14 protein-coding genes and 1 other RNA gene are annotated in these 16,367 nt (G+C 59.4%); 10 read left to right on the top strand and 5 right to left on the bottom strand.

The window, feature by feature from the left end; all coding sequences use genetic code 11:
- Nucleotides 1-80: 80 nt before the first annotated feature.
- The gene (gene trxA / locus ABWQ00_RS02325) at nt 81-413 is read right to left on the bottom strand and encodes a thioredoxin TrxA (protein WP_353237052.1); all 333 of its coding nucleotides are present in this window, start codon (nt 411-413) and stop codon (nt 81-83) included.
- A gap of 104 nt (nt 414-517) precedes the next feature.
- On the opposite strand from trxA, the gene ABWQ00_RS02330 reads away from it, so the two are divergent.
- Nucleotides 518-1,828 (top strand): BaiN/RdsA family NAD(P)/FAD-dependent oxidoreductase, encoded by a 1,311-nt coding sequence (locus ABWQ00_RS02330; RefSeq protein WP_353237053.1) that lies wholly within the window; start codon nt 518-520, stop codon nt 1,826-1,828.
- A gap of 85 nt (nt 1,829-1,913) precedes the next feature.
- Nucleotides 1,914-2,210, top strand: a complete 297-nt coding sequence (locus ABWQ00_RS02335; RefSeq protein ID WP_353237054.1) for a hypothetical protein — start codon at nt 1,914-1,916, stop codon at nt 2,208-2,210.
- A 91-nt stretch (nt 2,211-2,301) separates the two neighbouring features.
- On the opposite strand, the gene ffs is transcribed toward ABWQ00_RS02335, so the two are convergent.
- Nucleotides 2,302-2,398, bottom strand: an RNA gene (gene ffs, locus ABWQ00_RS02340) — signal recognition particle sRNA small type.
- Nucleotides 2,399-2,560: 162 nt separating this feature from the next.
- On the opposite strand from ffs, the gene dnaX reads away from it, so the two are divergent.
- From dnaX to ABWQ00_RS02360, 4 genes are all read left to right on the top strand, one after another.
- Nucleotides 2,561-4,498, top strand: a complete 1,938-nt coding sequence (dnaX, locus tag ABWQ00_RS02345; protein ID WP_353237055.1) for a DNA polymerase III subunit gamma/tau — start codon at nt 2,561-2,563, stop codon at nt 4,496-4,498.
- A gap of 39 nt (nt 4,499-4,537) precedes the next feature.
- Entirely contained in the window at nt 4,538-4,861 is a 324-nt protein-coding gene (locus ABWQ00_RS02350; RefSeq protein WP_353237056.1) for a YbaB/EbfC family nucleoid-associated protein, read from the top strand.
- A 10-nt stretch (nt 4,862-4,871) separates the two neighbouring features.
- The gene (gene recR / locus ABWQ00_RS02355; RefSeq protein ID WP_353237057.1) at nt 4,872-5,462 is read left to right on the top strand and encodes a recombination mediator RecR; all 591 of its coding nucleotides are present in this window, start codon (nt 4,872-4,874) and stop codon (nt 5,460-5,462) included.
- 152 nt (nt 5,463-5,614) lie between these two features.
- Nucleotides 5,615-6,682, top strand: coding sequence for an ABC transporter substrate-binding protein (locus ABWQ00_RS02360; protein ID WP_353237058.1), 1,068 nt, complete (start codon nt 5,615-5,617; stop codon nt 6,680-6,682).
- A gap of 24 nt (nt 6,683-6,706) precedes the next feature.
- On the opposite strand, the gene ABWQ00_RS02365 is transcribed toward ABWQ00_RS02360, so the two are convergent.
- Together ABWQ00_RS02365 and gloB are read right to left on the bottom strand one after the other, a co-directional pair.
- The gene (locus ABWQ00_RS02365) at nt 6,707-8,314 is read right to left on the bottom strand and encodes a transglycosylase SLT domain-containing protein (protein WP_353237059.1); all 1,608 of its coding nucleotides are present in this window, start codon (nt 8,312-8,314) and stop codon (nt 6,707-6,709) included.
- On the bottom strand, nt 8,311-9,084 hold the full coding sequence (gloB, locus tag ABWQ00_RS02370; RefSeq protein WP_353237060.1) for a hydroxyacylglutathione hydrolase: 774 nt from the start codon (nt 9,082-9,084) through the stop codon (nt 8,311-8,313). The genes ABWQ00_RS02365 and gloB overlap by 4 nt, the downstream gene beginning before the upstream one ends.
- Here gloB and ABWQ00_RS02375 point away from each other — a divergent pair.
- The 4 genes from ABWQ00_RS02375 (at nt 9,083) to ABWQ00_RS02390 (ending at nt 14,986) form a co-directional block, all read left to right on the top strand.
- Nucleotides 9,083-9,904: a class I SAM-dependent methyltransferase gene (locus ABWQ00_RS02375; RefSeq protein ID WP_353237061.1), complete on the top strand. Its 822-nt coding sequence runs from the start codon at nt 9,083-9,085 to the stop codon at nt 9,902-9,904. The two genes, gloB and ABWQ00_RS02375, sit on opposite strands and share 2 nt — an antisense overlap.
- Nucleotides 9,891-10,349, top strand: coding sequence for a ribonuclease HI (gene rnhA / locus ABWQ00_RS02380; protein WP_353237216.1), 459 nt, complete (start codon nt 9,891-9,893; stop codon nt 10,347-10,349). Before ABWQ00_RS02375 ends, rnhA begins: the two co-directional genes overlap by 14 nt.
- A gap of 127 nt (nt 10,350-10,476) precedes the next feature.
- Nucleotides 10,477-11,916, top strand: coding sequence for an efflux RND transporter periplasmic adaptor subunit (locus ABWQ00_RS02385; RefSeq protein ID WP_353237062.1), 1,440 nt, complete (start codon nt 10,477-10,479; stop codon nt 11,914-11,916).
- Entirely contained in the window at nt 11,903-14,986 is a 3,084-nt protein-coding gene (locus ABWQ00_RS02390; RefSeq protein ID WP_353237063.1) for an efflux RND transporter permease subunit, read from the top strand. The genes ABWQ00_RS02385 and ABWQ00_RS02390 overlap by 14 nt, the downstream gene beginning before the upstream one ends.
- Nucleotides 14,987-15,071: 85 nt before the next feature.
- Here ABWQ00_RS02390 and moeA read toward each other — a convergent pair whose 3' ends face one another.
- Nucleotides 15,072-16,361, bottom strand: coding sequence for a molybdopterin molybdotransferase MoeA (gene moeA / locus ABWQ00_RS02395; RefSeq protein ID WP_353237064.1), 1,290 nt, complete (start codon nt 16,359-16,361; stop codon nt 15,072-15,074).
- Nucleotides 16,362-16,367: the final 6 nt, after the last annotated feature.

Genomic DNA, 16,367 nt, shown 5'->3' on the forward strand with positions numbered 1-16,367 from the left:
CGGCCTCGAAAACAAAAAAATGGGCCGCCAAAGCCCGGTTGTGGGGAGTCCGTCCGGTCCAGCCGGACGGCATGACCGCATCAAGCCAGTTGCTGGTCGATGAATGCGGTCAATTGGGACTTGCTCATGGCACCCACTTTGGTGGCCGATAGTTGACCGCCTTTGAAGATCATGAGTGTGGGGATGCCGCGGATACCGAATTTGGCGGGAATGTCGCGGTTGTCGTCCACATTCATTTTGGTGATTTGCAATTTGCCCTCGTAGGCCGTGGCCACTTCGTCGAGGATGGGGGCAATCATTTTGCAGGGGCCGCACCATTCGGCCCAAAAGTCAACCACCACGGGTTGACTGGCCTGAAGCACGTCGGCTTCAAATGTGGCGTCGGTAATGTGTTTGATCAAATCGCTGGCCATGGCCTTTTCCTTGTGAACAATGCAGATGCGGCTAAAGTTGCATCTATTTTGACAGAAACCCGCCGCTCTCGTTCCTTGCAGTGACGAGGTCAAGCTTCACGCCGATGACCCTTTCGAACCTGTCCACCGATTTTGTTGAGACCCCTTTGTTGTGCGTCGATGTGGCCATTGTGGGGGGAGGCCCCGCAGGCTTGATGGCTGCCGAAGTGTTGTCTCGGGCCGGCGTCTCGGTGCATTTGTTTGATGCCATGCCTTCTGTGGGGCGTAAATTTTTGTTGGCCGGCAAAGGGGGCTTGAATTTGACGCATGCTGAGTCAAGCGAGCTGTTTCGGACACGTTTTGGCCATCGCGAAGCGCCCGTGGGTTCATGGCTGGATGCCATGGATGCGCAGGTGATCAGAGATTGGGCCCACGGCTTGGGGGTCAAGACCTTTGTCGGATCCTCTGGCCGCGTCTTTCCGGAAGAAATGAAAGCCGCGCCTTTGCTCAGGGCCTGGTTGCACCGCTTGCGACACCCTCAGGCAGGCGTGCCGGTGCAATTTCACATGCGGCACCGTTGGCTGGGTTGGGCGGAAAATCATTTGGTGTTCGAGCCGACGGGCACGAACGGCTTTCACCGGGTTCAAGCCCAAGCCACCTTGTTGGCTTTGGGGGGCGCCAGTTGGCCGCATTTGGGCTCTGACGGTGCTTGGGTCCCGGTTTTGGCCGAACAAGGGGTGGCCGTGTTGCCCTTGCAAGCGGCCAATTGTGGTTTCGATGTGCAGGGCCGCGAGGGCCTGGGGTGGACCGATTTTTTCCGAACCAAGTTTTCGGGGCACCCTTTGAAATCAGTGGTTTTGCGGGTGGATGCAGGCCACGATCAAGTCATGGATGCACCGCCTAGGTTTTCAAGGCAAGGCGAGTTTGTGGTCACCGATACTGGCGTAGAGGGCAGCCTGATTTACGCTGCGGGCGCTCATTTGCGTGAAGACTTGAACCGAGGTGCAGCCCATCTGGTGTTGGATTTACTGCCCCACAAGACCCCCGAGCAAGTGCTTGCCGAGGTGGCTTGGCCACGAGGCAGCAAGAGTTTGTCGAGCCATTTGAAGAGTCGCTTGGGGCTGGATGGTGTCAAGATGGGCTTGGTCCACGAGCTGTGTACCCCCGAGCAATTGGCCGATCCAAAAGCTCTGGCCTTGACCCTGAAGAATTTAAAGCTGCATTTGAAACAAGCGCGCCCAGTGGCCGAGGCCATCAGCACGGCAGGAGGCGTCGCCTTGGAGGCCTTGAGCCCCGAATTGATGGTGCTTTGCCGTCCGGGCGTCTACTGTGCGGGTGAGATGTTGGACTGGGAAGCCCCAACCGGGGGTTACCTGTTGACGGCCAGTTTGGCCAGTGGTTGGCATGCAGGCCAAAGTATTTTGAGAAATTTGTAACACTCCAACACAAATCGTGTCAGCGAAGGCGGGATCTGTTGCGTTGAAGGTGGGTCAATCAATACATCCAACCCAAGAGGTCGACATGACGCCAGAAGCCAGCCAAGAATACCAGCGTGCCATCGAAGAGGCCGCTAACGCATTCATGAAGGTCATGACCTTGCGTGGATTTTCCGTCAGGGATTACCCGCAAAATTTCGTCGCTCAAATGGCCAACACCACCCGTCTGGCTTTCGAAACCGACCGACACGGCCCTCACGCCCGTGCAGACGTGTTGGTGGCTGACATGTTGACCAGCGCTGTTCGCACCGCGGCTCCCCGTATCGGCGTCAACAGCGACAAAAAGCGTTCTTTCGCCACTTTGGGTCGTCGCCTGGCTTGATCTGCTGGTGAAAACCCTCGCATGGACAGAGCATGCGCAGGGTTAGGTCGTTATAGAAATAAGACCCGTGCAGGTCTTGAACGATAAAAAAGGTGACGAGCCTTGACCCCGGCACTGGATTCACAGTTAGGGCTGCTTGGTTCCCCACCTGACCCGGTTGGCCGCTTCACCATGCGGGAAGGCCCGTCGGGTTGAATTGTAGGCGAGCTTGGGCTTGTCTCGACGCCAAACTCTGTTTTCTCTTTGACTGTTCGCCCTTTCTTTGAGGCCAGACACGGCTCGCCATCGGGTCCGAAGAGCTCTAGGCCAGCTCTGCCGGGCTGTTCTGGAGCCCGATAGAATCAAGCCCCATGTCTTACCTCGTTCTTGCGCGTAAATACCGCCCCCGCAATTTCACCGAAATGGTGGGGCAAGAGCACGTGGTGCAAGCCCTGACCAACGCCTTGGTGCAGCAACGCCTGCACCATGCTTATTTGTTCACCGGCACCCGCGGCGTGGGCAAGACCACCGTGTCACGCATTTTGGCCAAGTCGCTCAACTGCCAAGGCGCAGACGGGCAGGGCGGCATCACCGCCGATCCGTGTGGGGTGTGCCAGGCTTGCCGCGACATTGATGCCGGACGTTTTGTGGACTACACCGAGCTGGATGCCGCCTCGAACCGGGGCGTGGACGAGGTGCAAAGCCTGCTCGAGCAGGCGGTTTATAAGCCTGTGCAGGGGCGCTTCAAGGTCTTCATGATCGACGAGGTGCACATGCTCACCGGGCATGCTTTCAACGCGATGTTGAAGACCCTCGAAGAACCCCCCGAGTATTTGAAGTTCGTGCTGGCCACGACCGACCCGCAAAAAGTGCCTGTGACGGTGCTCTCGCGCTGCCTGCAGTTCAACCTGCGCCCCATGGCCCCAGAGACGGTGTTTGAACACCTGACTCAGGTGCTGGCCGCCGAACAGATGAGCGCCGAGCCATTGGCCTTGCGCCTGCTGGCCCGAGCTGCCCGGGGCTCCATGCGCGATGCCCTCAGCCTGACCGACCAAGCCATTGCTTTTGGCAACGGTCAGCTGCAAGAAGCCGGTGTGCGCCAGATGCTCGGCAGCGTGGACCGCAGCCATGTGATGCTCATGATCCGCGCCTTGGCCGAGGGCGACGGCGCTGCCGTGGTGAACCAGGTCAACGCCCTGCGGTTGCAAGGCGTGTCGGCGGCGGCCACGCTGGAAGACATGGCCATGCTGCTGCAGCGCATGGCCGTGATGCAGATGGTGCCCAGCATGGCGCAAGACGGTGACGACCCTGACACCCTGGGCTTGGCCGATCTGGCTCAGGCGATGCCCGCCGAAGAAACTCAATTGCTCTACAGTTTGTGCTTGCACGGACGCACCGAACTGGGTCTGGCTCCGGACGAATACGCGGCCCTGACCATGGTGCTGTTGCGCTTGTTGGCCTTCAAGCCCCAAACGGGAAAGGCGGAAAAAAAAAGCCCGCTGACCAGCCCGCGGGCCACCCCTGACGCCGTCCATACTGCAGCGCCTGTCGCTCTAGCCGCTGCCAAGTCAGTACCCCTAGCAGTGCCAGCTGCAAGCGCACCCTGTGAGATGACTCCAGTCATGACTGCACCAATGGCCAGGTCGCTACCGTCAGAGCCGCTCGCTGAACCTGTCATCAGCCGAGCGCAAGCCTTGCCGCCTGAACCGATCCTGTCCGAGCCGCCCGCATGGGAGGACTGGCCCGACACCACCGACTACGCCGATGCCCGGGCCATCCAACAGACCGAGCCTTTGCATGGGGTATCTGTTGAACAGGCGCATGTTGCAGCGCCCGGTTTGCGGTCTTTGCCCGTGCGCGAGGTCATGCCCTCGCTGCGCGCCGATGTGCCCACGCTGTCCGCACCCGCGGCTGTGCAGACTACGCCTGAAGGCGATGTTTGGTTTGAGCTGGTGCAAGGGCTGATGGCGCAAGATGCCATCAGCGCTTTGGTGCGCGAACTGGCTCTGCAGTCCCAACTGTTGGGCCGGGATGCACGACATTGGCAACTTCGCGTGGAACGCGAGACCCTCAACCATGCTGCCAGCCGCGAGCGATTGCAAACGGCTTTGCAGGACGCAGGCCATGGCGATGTTCAGCTGGGCATCGAAATTGGCCCCGTGACCGACAGCCCTGCCCGGCGTCTGGCCGTCAAAGCCTCAGAGCAAATGCTTGCCGCCAAGGCGCTCATTGAAAGCGACCCTTTGGTGCAGGCCATGGTGCGCGACTTCGGGGCCAAAATCGTGCCTGGCAGCATTCAGCTGATCTGATTTTTATCCTTTTTTTCAATCCCTATCAAAGGAAACCCCATGTTCAACAAAGGACAACTCGCTGGCCTGATGAAACAAGCGCAAGCCATGCAGGACAACCTGAAAAAAGCCCAGGACGAACTCGCCTTCGTCGAGGTGGAAGGCCAAGCCGGCTCCGGCATGGTCAAGGTGCTGATGACCTGCAAGCACAGCGTTCGCCGCGTGACCATCGACCCCAGCTTGCTCACCGACGACAAGGACATGTTGGAAGACCTGGTGGCCGCTGCCTTCAACGATGCGGTGCGCATGGCCGAAGAAGTCTCGCAGCAAAAAATGGGCAAGCTCACCGCCGGTTTGCCACCGGGCATGAAGCTGCCTTTCTGATCGACTGAAGATGGCCGATACACACGCCCTGGCCACTTTGGTGCAGGCACTCAAGGGTTTGCCGGGGGTGGGCATCAAGTCGGCCCAGCGCATGGCTTTTCAGCTGCTGCAAAAGGACCGGGCTACGGCACGGCAGTTGGCTGCGGCACTGGACAATGCGGTACAAAAAATTCGCCATTGCGCGTGTTGCCATACCTTCACCGAGGCCGAGCTGTGTGACACCTGTCTGGACGACACCCGCGACCGTACCCAGCTGTGTGTGATCGAAACCCCGGCGGACCAGTCGGCCATTGAGCGCACAGGCACCTATCGGGGCTTGTACTTTGTGCTCATGGGCAAGCTCAGCCCGCTCGACGGCATCGGCCCGCACGACATTGGCCTGGCCAAGCTCAAGCACCGTGTGGGCGATGGTGTCTTGACCGAGGTGATCTTGGCCACCAACTTCACCGCCGAGGGTGAAGCCACCGCCCATGTGATCTCGGAAATGATTCGCCAGCAAGGCTTGCGCGTGACGCGCCTAGCCCGTGGCGTGCCTGCGGGCAGCGAGCTGGAATACGTGGACCTGGGCACCATCGCCCACGCACTGGTCGACCGGCGCTGAACGAACACCAGCGCCAGTGCGCAAGGGCCTGACGACCGCAAGACTTGCAGCGCCATTTCTGAGGCTCCGTAAAAACCCGCTTGGGAACAGTCCCGATGGCAAAACCATCGTCTTTGCCTATGCTCTGAGTACGCACTACAGGAGCATCACAGGTGTCGCCAGACCATCGCACGCGTCGTTCATTGTTGTTGGCGGCCATGGGCTCGCTGACCGCGGTGTCGGGCCTGCGTGCGGCACCATCCGAGTCTGCACGCCCCTTGGCCCGCATCAGGTTGGCTTTGGCAGCGAATCAAAGCCTTTATCACTTGCCATTGACGGTGGCCGAGCACATGGGGTTCTTTCGCTTGTCGGGCATTCAGGTTGAATGGCTAACGCACGAGTCTGGGGCTCAAGCTGTGCAAAGTGTGCTGAATGGCCAAGCCGATGTGATGGCAGGTGCGTATGAACATTTGTTTGGCTTGCATCAAAAAGGGCAGCCTTTCATGAGCTTTGTTCAAATGTGCCGAACCCCACAAGTCAGTTTAGGTGGGAGCACACGAGGCGGCAAATCTTGGCAATCTTTCGCCGATATTCGTGGTGCGCGTTTGGGCGTATCGGCGCTCGACTCCAGCACCCACTGGATGGCTTGTCAGTGGCTCAGGCGCCATGGGCTCTCCACGGATGAAGTCGCTTTTGTGGAGGTCGGTACATCAACGGGGGTGTTGGATGCCTTGCGTGCCGGGAGCATCGATGCTTTGTGCAATCCAGACCCCATCATGCACTGGCTGGAGCAAAAAAATGAAATCCGTTTGCTGGGTGAAACGCGAACCCTTGCAGGCACACGCCAAGTCATGGGGGGTGCTGTACCGGGGGCCAGTCTTTTTGCACATGCGGACTTTTTGCAGCGCCAACCCGAGCGTGTGCAAGCTTTGACAGATGCGGTGGTTTTGGCGCTGAAGTGGTTGCCCTCTGCAGGGCTCACGGACATTTTGAAGACCGTGCCACCCAGCCATTGGTCATGGGACCGCGCCGCTTATTTGGGCGCTTTTGAAAAACTGCGGGAGTCTTACGCAGTGGATGGCTTGATTCGAAGCGCGGAGGTCCACCGCGCTTGGCAAGCGCACGCGGCTTTAAAGGGCACCAATGCCCAGGCGCGGATTTCACCCGAGCGCACATTCACCAACCTGTTCGCGAACAGCGCCCAAAATACCCAGCGGCTTAGGGTGCGCATGGGGGGCTAAGTCGCCCAAGCTTCGGCGTTCGGCTCAGCGCTGGGCTGTGCGTTGTGTTGATTTGGGGGCAGTTTTGGTGGCCGATTTCGCAGCGGTTTTGGCTTGGGTGGAATTTGGTTTTTTGCCTTTGCCAGCTGCTGGGGCTGTTTTGCTCAACCGCTTGCTTTCTTTGGAGGGCACCAGCACCACCAGCTTCTTGCCAGCAGTCAACTTGACGTTGGGATTCAGGTCATTCCAGGTGGCCAAATTGGCAGCGGTCACACCATGGCGCGCCGCCAACAAGGCCAAGGTGTCGCCTTGACGCGCCGATATGAACACCTTGCGCAACACCACCTCAGGCGCCAACAGCAAGTGCCCGTTGTCGGCCAGATGTTCGGCCACATTGTTTTCTTTTTGGTGAGGGCGATGCACCAGCAAGGTGGAGCCCGCCTTGACCAGCATGCGCGGTGGAATGCCATTGACCGCACGCAGCTGTTCGGCGGACATGCCCACCTCTTTGGCGACATCTTCGGCCTTCATGGTGCGAGGCGCCAACCAGGCGGTCCAAGACGACAAGCGGGTGCCCGCGCGCGACTGCAGGTTGTTTTCAAACACGGTGGCGTTGTCCCAAGGCAGCAAGATTTGGGGGGTACCTGCCGCCAAAATCACCGGGCGGTTCATGGCCGGGTTGAGGGCCTTGAAGTCTTTCAAGCTGACGTTGGCCAGTTTGGCGGCCATCTCCACATCGATGTCTTTGTCGATCGGGACGCTCTTGAAAAAAGGGTGGTTTTGAATGAGTGGCAAGACGGTTTTGAACGCCTCAGGCTGGGCAATGATGTTTTTCACCGCCTGCAGCTTGGGCACATAAAACCGCGTTTCGTCCGGCATGCGCAAGTCGCTGTAGGTCAAGGGCTTGCCTTGTGCCCGGTTGCGTGCCAAGGCGCGGCCCACACTGCCTTCGCCCCAGTTGTAAGCCGCCAAGGCCAAGTGCCAATCTCCGAACATGTTGTAGAGTTTTTGCAGGTAGTCCAGCGCAGCGCGCGTGGATTCCAGCACATCGCGGCGCTCGTCTCGGAACAGATTTTGTTTGAGGTCGAAGTATTTGCCTGTAGCCGGCATGAACTGCCACATGCCTGCGGCTTTGGCACTGGAGACAGCCTGAGGATTGAAGGCCGACTCAATGAAGGGAAGCAGTGCCAGCTCGGTGGGCATTTTGCGGCGTTCTAGCTCTTCAACGATGTGAAAAATATAGGGCCTTGAGCGTTCGGTCATGCGCAAAAAATAATCAGGCCGGCTGGCATACCAAACTTCGCGGTTGCGCACCAGATCGTTGTCCAAATCGGGCATGGCAAAACCCATTCGGATCCGCTCCCAAATGTCGGTTTGAGCCTGCAGTCCCATCAGGGCATTGGCTTTCAGTTCGACAGCGCGATCAGATGGTTGCGCAGAAATGGGAGGAGCCGACGGTGTCAAAACAGGCGCAGTGGGGGCCGAAGAGGTTTGCTCAGTTGCCGCAGCTGTGGGTGTGGGTGTGGGCAGAGCGGGGGTGTGGACCACTTCGGGGGTGGGCGTGGATGTCGCACACCCGCTGAGGATCAAAGCCAACAACCAACTCCCGTGCAGGCGGGTGATGCTGGCCAAAGTCAAAGAAAACAAGTTCATTGAAAAATATTTTTCCATTGGCGCAGGGCCGCAAAGGTGCTCACATCGTCTATGGCCAAAGGGTCTTGCTGGCGCACGGCTGCGGCAACAGCAGGCTCACGGCTGCGCAAGAATGGGTTGATGGCACGTTCGGTTTGCAGAGCCACCGGCAGTGTGGACAAGTTTTGTTCGCGTTGCTTTGTGCACAACGAAAAATGAGATTGCAACGCGGCGTTGTCGGGTTCGACCGTCAGTGCGAACCGCAGATTGGACAAGGTGTATTCGTGGGCGCAACACACCCGGGTGTCGCCCGGGAGAGCAGCCAAACGGTCAAGTGAGTCCAACATTTGCGCAGGTGTGCCTTCAAACAAGCGACCGCAGCCACCCGAAAACAAGGTGTCGCCACAAAAAAGAACCGGGTCTTGGCCTTGAGGATGGGCCCAAAAAGCAAGGTGTCCCAAGGTGTGTCCCGGCACCTCCAGCGTTTCAAAACCCAAGCCATGCCAATCGAAATGGTCGCCTTCCTGAAGGCCTTGCGAGGCCACCGGTATTTTTTCCAAAGCCGGGCCCAGCACGCGTGCACCCGTTTGTGCCACCAAGGCCACCAAGCCACCCGTGTGGTCGGCATGGTGGTGCGTGACTAGAATCGTGTCCAATTCCACTCCCGGATGTTCTAGCATCCAGGCCAGCACAGGCGCACTGTCGCCGGGATCGACCACCAAGGCGTGTCGGTCTTTGTGCAACAACCAAATGTAGTTGTCTGCGAAAGCGGGCAGGGCTATGAGTTTCATGGAGCCTTTCATTATAGAAAGCCAAGACCCTACGACCGCTTGGTTGGCCTCTTTGGGGCAACCGGTGGCTTCTCGCTTGTTGGCTTGGGAGCAAGCCCAAGCCGACCAGTTGTTGGCCGACGTCTTTGGCTACCACGCGGTGCAGTTGGGCTGGCCCGAGCTGCAAGCCTTGCGCCAAAACCGCATGCCTCACCGCTGGCAAGCTTGCGCGGAGTTCGAATGGCATGGCGCCGCCCCATCTGCCAAGTTCGACCCCGATGTTTGGTTGGACAGCCGCTCTTGGCCTTGGCAGGCCGACAGCCTGGATCTGGTGGTGCTGCCCCATACGTTGGAGCGTTCGGCCGACCCGCACGCCTGTTTGCGTGAAGTCGAGCGGGTGTTGATTCCCGAGGGACACGTGTTGATCACGGGCTTGAACCCCATGAGCGCTTGGGGTTGGCGTCAATCGCGTGTTGGCCAACGCCGCCTCTTGTCCAACACGTCGCAGCCCCTCATTGGCTACCGGCGCCTGCGCGATTGGCTGCGTTTGTTGGGGTTTGAAGTTCAAGTCAGCCGTTTTGGGGGGTGGACACCGGCATTGGCCACCGAGGCTTGGATGCAGCGATGGCGTTGGATGGAAACAGCAGGCGAGCGCTGGTGGCCCATTTTTGGTGGGGTCTACCTTTTATTGGCCACCAAGCGCGTGCCTGCTGGGCGTCTTTTGCCAGCAAAGGCTTGGCGCACGGTACGATCGCCCGCTGCTTCGGCCGCACCTGTTGCACGTTCTGACACCCTGGTCAGCCGACCTTTGACCGAGAAAGATGTCTTTGACCTCCGTTGAAATTTACACCGATGGCGCCTGCAAAGGCAATCCCGGCCCGGGGGGGTGGGGGGTTCGGCTCCAATCAGGCCAGCATGTTCAGGAGCTGTGTGGCGGCGAGCTCAATACCACCAACAACCGGATGGAAATGACGGCAGTCATTGAAGGCCTGTCCGCACTCAAGCGGCCTTGCCAAGTCACGCTCTACTTGGACAGCGAATATGTGCGCAAAGGCATCACCGAGTGGATACACGGTTGGAAAGCGCGGGGCTGGCGCACCGCAGCCAAGCAACCGGTCAAAAATGCCGATTTGTGGCAAAAACTCGACGCCGTGGTGTCCTCTTCGGGACACCGCATCGATTGGCGCTGGGTCAAAGGCCACAACGGTGATCCTGGCAATGAACGGGCTGACGCCTTGGCCAATCAAGGCGTAGACAAGGCTTTGGGCCGATCCAGCACGGCCTGAGCCGAAGGCCGGTCGACGCAGCCGAGCCCATCCATTCGGCCCAACATCCCCCACAGCCTGTAGGGAAATTGCCTTTGCGCTGTTACATTGGCACGGTCTTGCAGCACGCATTTTGAGAGAGATTCGAATGGCTTACAAAAAGAAATACACAGTTTTGGCGGTTTTGGGCATTGCCATAGCGTCCGGCGCGGCTTGGTGGTGGCAAAACAAGGCCCCTGATGCTGAAGCTGGCAAGACAGCGACGGCGTCCGCTCCCTCGGGTCCTGGGCCTGCGGCAGGTGGTGGGCCCGCACGCCCCACTTCGGTGGAGGTGGCCAAGGTGGAGAGCATGACCTTGGTGGACGAGACCCAAGCCGTGGGCAGTTTGCGTTCGAGACAAGGGGTGATGCTGCGCCCGGAAGTTGGCGGACGCGTCAAACAAATTTTCTTCAACGATGGCCAACGCGTGCGCAAAGGCCAGTTGATGGTGCAGTTTGACGACCAGCTGCCACAGGCCCAATTGGCCCAGGCCCGTGCAGAGTTGTCGATCGCCGAGGCCAATCACAAACGCAACCAGGAGTTGGTGGCGCAAAACTTCATCAGCCAACGGTCTTTGGATGAAAGCAGTGCGGCGCTGGAAGTGTCACGCGCCAAGCTTTCATTGGCGCAAGCCACCTTACAGCGCTTGCAGGTACTGGCGCCTTTTGATGGCATCACCGGCCTCAAACAAATCAATGTGGGCGATTACCTGAAAGACGGCGCAGACATGGTCAACGTCGAGGACATCGATGCCGTGTTGCTGGACTTCAGACTGCCCGAGCGGTTTCAGGCCAAGATCCGTGCTGGTCAAAAAGCCCAGCTGACCGTTGATGCTCTGCCAGGCAGGCCATTCAGCGCCATCATTCAGGCGGTGGACCCTTTGATCGATGCCAATGGCCGCTCGGTGGGTGTGCGCGGTTGTATTGACAACCGCCAGCAGCAATTGCGCCCGGGCATGTTTGCCCGCGTCAATGCGGTGTTCGGTTCGCGTGAAAACGCTTTGGTCATTCCAGAAGAGGCCATCATTCCGCAGGGTGGCCGCACCTTTGTGGTCAAGATCGTTCCAGGCGACAAACCCGAGGTCAAAGTGTCCGAACGGGTGGCTGTCAAAGTGGGCTTGCGTTTGCCGGGGAAGGTTGAAATTCTCGAAGGTTTGTCGGCAGGCGACACAGTGGTCACAGCCGGTCACCAGCGTTTGCAAAAAGATGGCACGGTGGTTCGGGTGGTTGACTTGTCTCAGCCCGGTGGGGGCAGACCCGCAGGTGGTCCGCCCGGTGCCGGTGGTCCCGGAGCAGGTGGTCCCGGAACAGGTGGTCCCGGAGCAGGTGGTCCCGGAGCAGGTGGTCCCGGAGCAGGTGGTCCCGGAGCAGGTGGTGGTCCTGGCACAGCTGGCCCGGGTGTTGGACCTGCAACCGCGGCTGCCCAAGGCGCGGGTGCATCGGGGCCACGCCCTGGTGCCGCGGCAGGAAAACCTGGAGCAGCCGCTGCGAATAACGCTGCCATGGCGGGACCGAACCCTTGCCTGAGGGGCGCAGATGCAACTCGCTGAAGTTTCCATCCGGCGGCCCGTACTGGCCGTGGTCATGTCCTTGCTGATCGTGCTGATTGGCGCGGTCAGTTTCAAAAGTCTTTCGCTGCGCGAGTACCCCAAGATCGATGAGCCCACCGTCACGGTCACCACGCGGTATGTTGGCGCTTCTGCGGAGGTGGTCGAATCCCAGGTCACCAAGCCCCTTGAAGACTCGATTGCCGGCATCGACGCGGTGGACGTCATCACCTCCATCAGCCGGGCCGAACAGTCCCAAATCACCGTTCGTTTTCGCCTCGAAAAAGACGCCGACACGGCGGCCGCTGAAGTGCGTGACCGAACGGCGCGTGTACGCAACCGTTTGCCCCAAACGGTGGAAGAGCCCGTCATCGCCAAAGTGGAGGCTGACGCTTTCCCTGTCATCTGGTTGGCATTTTCCAGCGACACACTGAATGCCTTGCAGATCAACGATTTGGTCAACCGTGTGGTCAAGCCACGCTTGCAAACCGTGACGGGTGTAGCCGACGTGCGGATTTTTGGTGAGCGCAAATACGCCATGTTGGTGTCTTTGGACCATGCACGCCTGTCGTCCTATAAATTGACGCCGCAAGATGTTGAAGACGCCATACGGCGCAATAACTTGGAGCTGCCAGCGGGACGGATCGAATCGTCCACCCGAGAGTTCAGCGTTTCTGCGCAAACCGATCTGAACCGCGCAGGGCAATTCGGTGACATCGTGATCCGAAGCGTCAACGGGTTTTCGGTCAAGCTGCGGGATGTGGCCCAAGTTCGCGAAGGTGCGGCCAGTGACCGCAGTACCGTTCGTTTGAACGGTCAATCGGCCATCTCAGCAGGCGTCATCCGTCAAGCCACTGCCAACCCCCTGGAGTTGTCAGCCGGCGTGCGCGAGATGATTCCTAAGCTCAAGGCGGACTTGCCGGGGGACATGGTCATCAACATTGCCAACGACAACTCGGTGTTCATTGACCGGTCGATCAAAAGCGTGTTCAACACCATTCTCGAAGCCGTGGTCTTGGTGGCGCTGGTGATTTTTGTCTTTTTGCGCACCTTCCGCGCGTCGATCATTCCCATCATCACCATTCCCGTCAGTTTGATCGGCGCTTTTGCCATGATGGCTTTGGCAGGCTTCACCATCAACACCTTGACCTTGTTGGCGCTGGTTTTGGCCATTGGTTTGGTGGTGGACGACGCGATTGTGGTGCTGGAAAACATTTACCGGCACATTGAAGAAGGCTTGGACCCGTTTTCTGCCGCCATCAAAGGTGTGCGTGAAATCAGCTTTGCCGTCATTGCCATGACCTTGACCTTGGCGGCTGTGTTCGCGCCTCTGGCTTTCACGCCAGGACGCACTGGCAAGTTGTTTGGCGAGTTTGCGCTGGCTTTGGCGGGTGCTGTGTTGGTTTCGGGCTTTGTGGCTTTGACCTTGGCGCCCATGCTCAGCGCCAAATTGCTCAGGCACAACCCCAATCCTGGCTGGTTCGACCGCTCTATGGAAAAGTGGCTCACGGGTCTGTCTTCGGGTTATGAGCGCCTGCTGACCCTGATCTTGAGCCGTGCGCGTTGGGTGGTGGTGTTGGTCATGGTGGCCTCGGGCATTGGCATTGGCGTCATTTACCCCACCATGAAGCAAGAGCTGTCACCCTTGGAGGACCGAGGGACGATTTTGGCCACCATCAACGCCCCGGATGGCTCGACTCTGGAGTACACCGATCGCTACGCTAAATCGCTCGAAAGGATGGGCCAAGCGTATCCAGAGTTCGACCGCATTTTTGCCAACTTGGGCAACCCCACCGTAGGCCAAGGCACCGTGGTGTACCGCGCCGTGGACTGGGACCAACGTCAACGCACCACGCTTGAAATCGCACGCGAGTTGGGTGCCAAATTCAACGGCTTGCCCGGTATCAATGCCTTCCCGATCACGCCGCCTTCTTTGGGGCAGGGCTTTCGCGAGCGGCCCCTCAATTTTGTGATCCAGACCTCGGACAGCTACCAAAATTTGAATGCGATCGCTCGTCAGTTGATGGATGAAGTTGCCAAAAACCCTGGCATCTTGTCGCCCGATGTGGACTTGCGCCTGAACAAGCCGGAGCTGCGTGTCGAGGTGGACCGCACCAAGGCCGCCGAGTTGGGCGTGAGCGTGGATGTGGTGGCGCGAACCATTGAAACCATGCTTGGAGGCCGTGTCGTCACGCGTTACAAGCGCGATGCCGAACAGTACGACGTGATTGTGCAAACCCTGCCTTCGGCCCGCAACACGCCCGATGACATCGACGTGATTCAGGTTCGGGGCCGCAACGACACAATGGTGCCCTTGTCCAGCTTGGTCAAAGTGCGCGAAAGTGTGGCCCCGCGTGAGTTGAACCATTTTGGTCAGCGGCGCTCGGTGACCATCACGGCCAACCTGTCGCCGGATTATTCCCTGGGCGAGGCGCTGACCTTCATGGATGCCGCCGCGGCCAAGGTCCTCAAACCTGGCTACACCACCGAGTTGAACGGCACCTCTCGCGAATTCAAAAACTCGCAAGGGGCTTTGGTGATTGTGTTTGTCTTGGCGCTGCTGTTCATCTTTTTGGTGTTGGCTGCGCAGTTTGAGAGCTTCATCGATCCTTTTGTGATCATGCTGTCGGTGCCCCTGTCCATGATCGGTGCGCTGCTGGCGCTCAAGTACACGGGTGGCTCGCTCAATGTGTACTCCCAAATCGGTTTGATCACCCTGGTGGGATTGATTACCAAGCACGGCATTTTGATTGTGGAGTTCACCAACCAGTTGCGTGAGCAGGGCATGGCCATGCAAGCGGCTTTGATCAAGGCTTCTGCCCAGCGACTGAGGCCCATCTTGATGACCACTGGCGCCATGGTGCTGGGTGCCGTGCCGCTGGCGCTGGCCACCGGTGCGGGTGCCGAGAGTCGCACTCAAATCGGTTGGGTGATTGTGGGCGGCATGAGCTTGGGCACGGTACTGGCCATTTTTGTGGTGCCCACCATGTACTCGTTATTGGCCCGCAAGTCGGTGCCAGGCTCCAACAAATCAGTCGCGCATGATTCTCCCAAAGAATCGGCAGCGCACTGAATTTTTTGGCCTGTTATCGGCCCATCTTGCAGAATCAAAAAAAGCGGCCTTGGCCGCTTTTTTCATATCTTTGAGGCATACAAGCTCACAGGTGCCCGTCAAACATCATGACCTCCACCTCGTCACCCACGGCCACATTGCCTTGGGTGTGGCCCAAGACGATCAGGCCGTTGGCTTGCACCATCGAGCTGAGCACGCCAGAGCCTTGGTTGCCGGTGATGCTGACTTGCAACTCGCCTGCTGCGTTGGTGCTGACAATGCCACGCTGGTATTCGGTGCGGCCGGGTTTTTTGCGCAGGGCTTCCGTGCTTTTGGCTTTGAGCAGGGGCAAGGCAGGCGCTTGCCAACCCATGAGCTGCTGCAGGGCCGGGCGCACAAAGGCGGCAAAAGTCACCATCACCGCCACCGGGTTGCCGGGCAGGCCAAACAGCACGGCTGAGCGCTCACCCTGAGTGATGCGGCCCACCGCCATGGGGCGGCCGGGGCGCATGGCGATGCGCCAAAACGCCACATCGCCCAGTTTTTTCATCATGGCCTTGGTGTGGTCGGCCTCGCCCACGCTCACACCACCGCTGGTGATGATAGCGTCTGCCTGCGCGGCAGAATCGACAAAGGCCTGCTCCAGAGCCGCTGGATCGTCGCGCACCACACCCATGTCAATCAACTCGCAGCCCAGCGCCTGCACCAGGCCCGCCACGGTGTAGCGGTTGCTGTCGTACACCGCGCCTTCGCGGGGCACTTCGCCCAGGCTCAGGATTTCGTCGCCGGTTGAGAAGTAAGCCACCTTGGGCCTGCGCCAAACGGTGATGCTGGGCAGCCCCAAGCTGGCCAACAGGCCGCAGGCGGCAGGGGTCAGTCGCATCCCGGCACGCAAGGCGGGCTGACCGGCCATGAGGTCTTCGCCTAAAAGGCGGCGGTTGTCGCCTGCTTGCAGCAAGCCATGTGGGATGTGCACGGTGTCACCGTCAAGCTTCACCAGTTCTTGCGGTGCCACGGTGTCGAGACCTGAGGGCATGATGGCCCCGGTCATGATGCGCACGCATTCACCCGCTTGCACCGTGCCTTGCCACGCGGCGCCCGCAAATGCTGTTCCCACCACTTTGAGTGGCGTGGGGCGGTCGCTCAGGAGTTCAGCGCCGCGTAGGGCGTAGCCGTCCATGGCCGAGTTGTCGTGCGGCGGCACACTGATGGGCGAAACCACGTCCTGCGCCAGGATGCGGCCGTAGGCCTGCATCAGCGGCACGGTTTCTTGTTCGCGCACGGGCTGCACCAGTTGGGTCAAAAACGCGTTGACCTGGCTGGCCGACAAGGCCTGTGGGTCGTAGCCTTGCAGTCGTTCGGCGATCTGATCAATGGACAGGGCTGGGGTGGTCATGGCTAT

The sequence above is a fragment of the Limnohabitans sp. genome, assembly GCF_040400975.1.
Taxonomy (GTDB): domain Bacteria; phylum Pseudomonadota; class Gammaproteobacteria; order Burkholderiales; family Burkholderiaceae_C; genus Limnohabitans_A.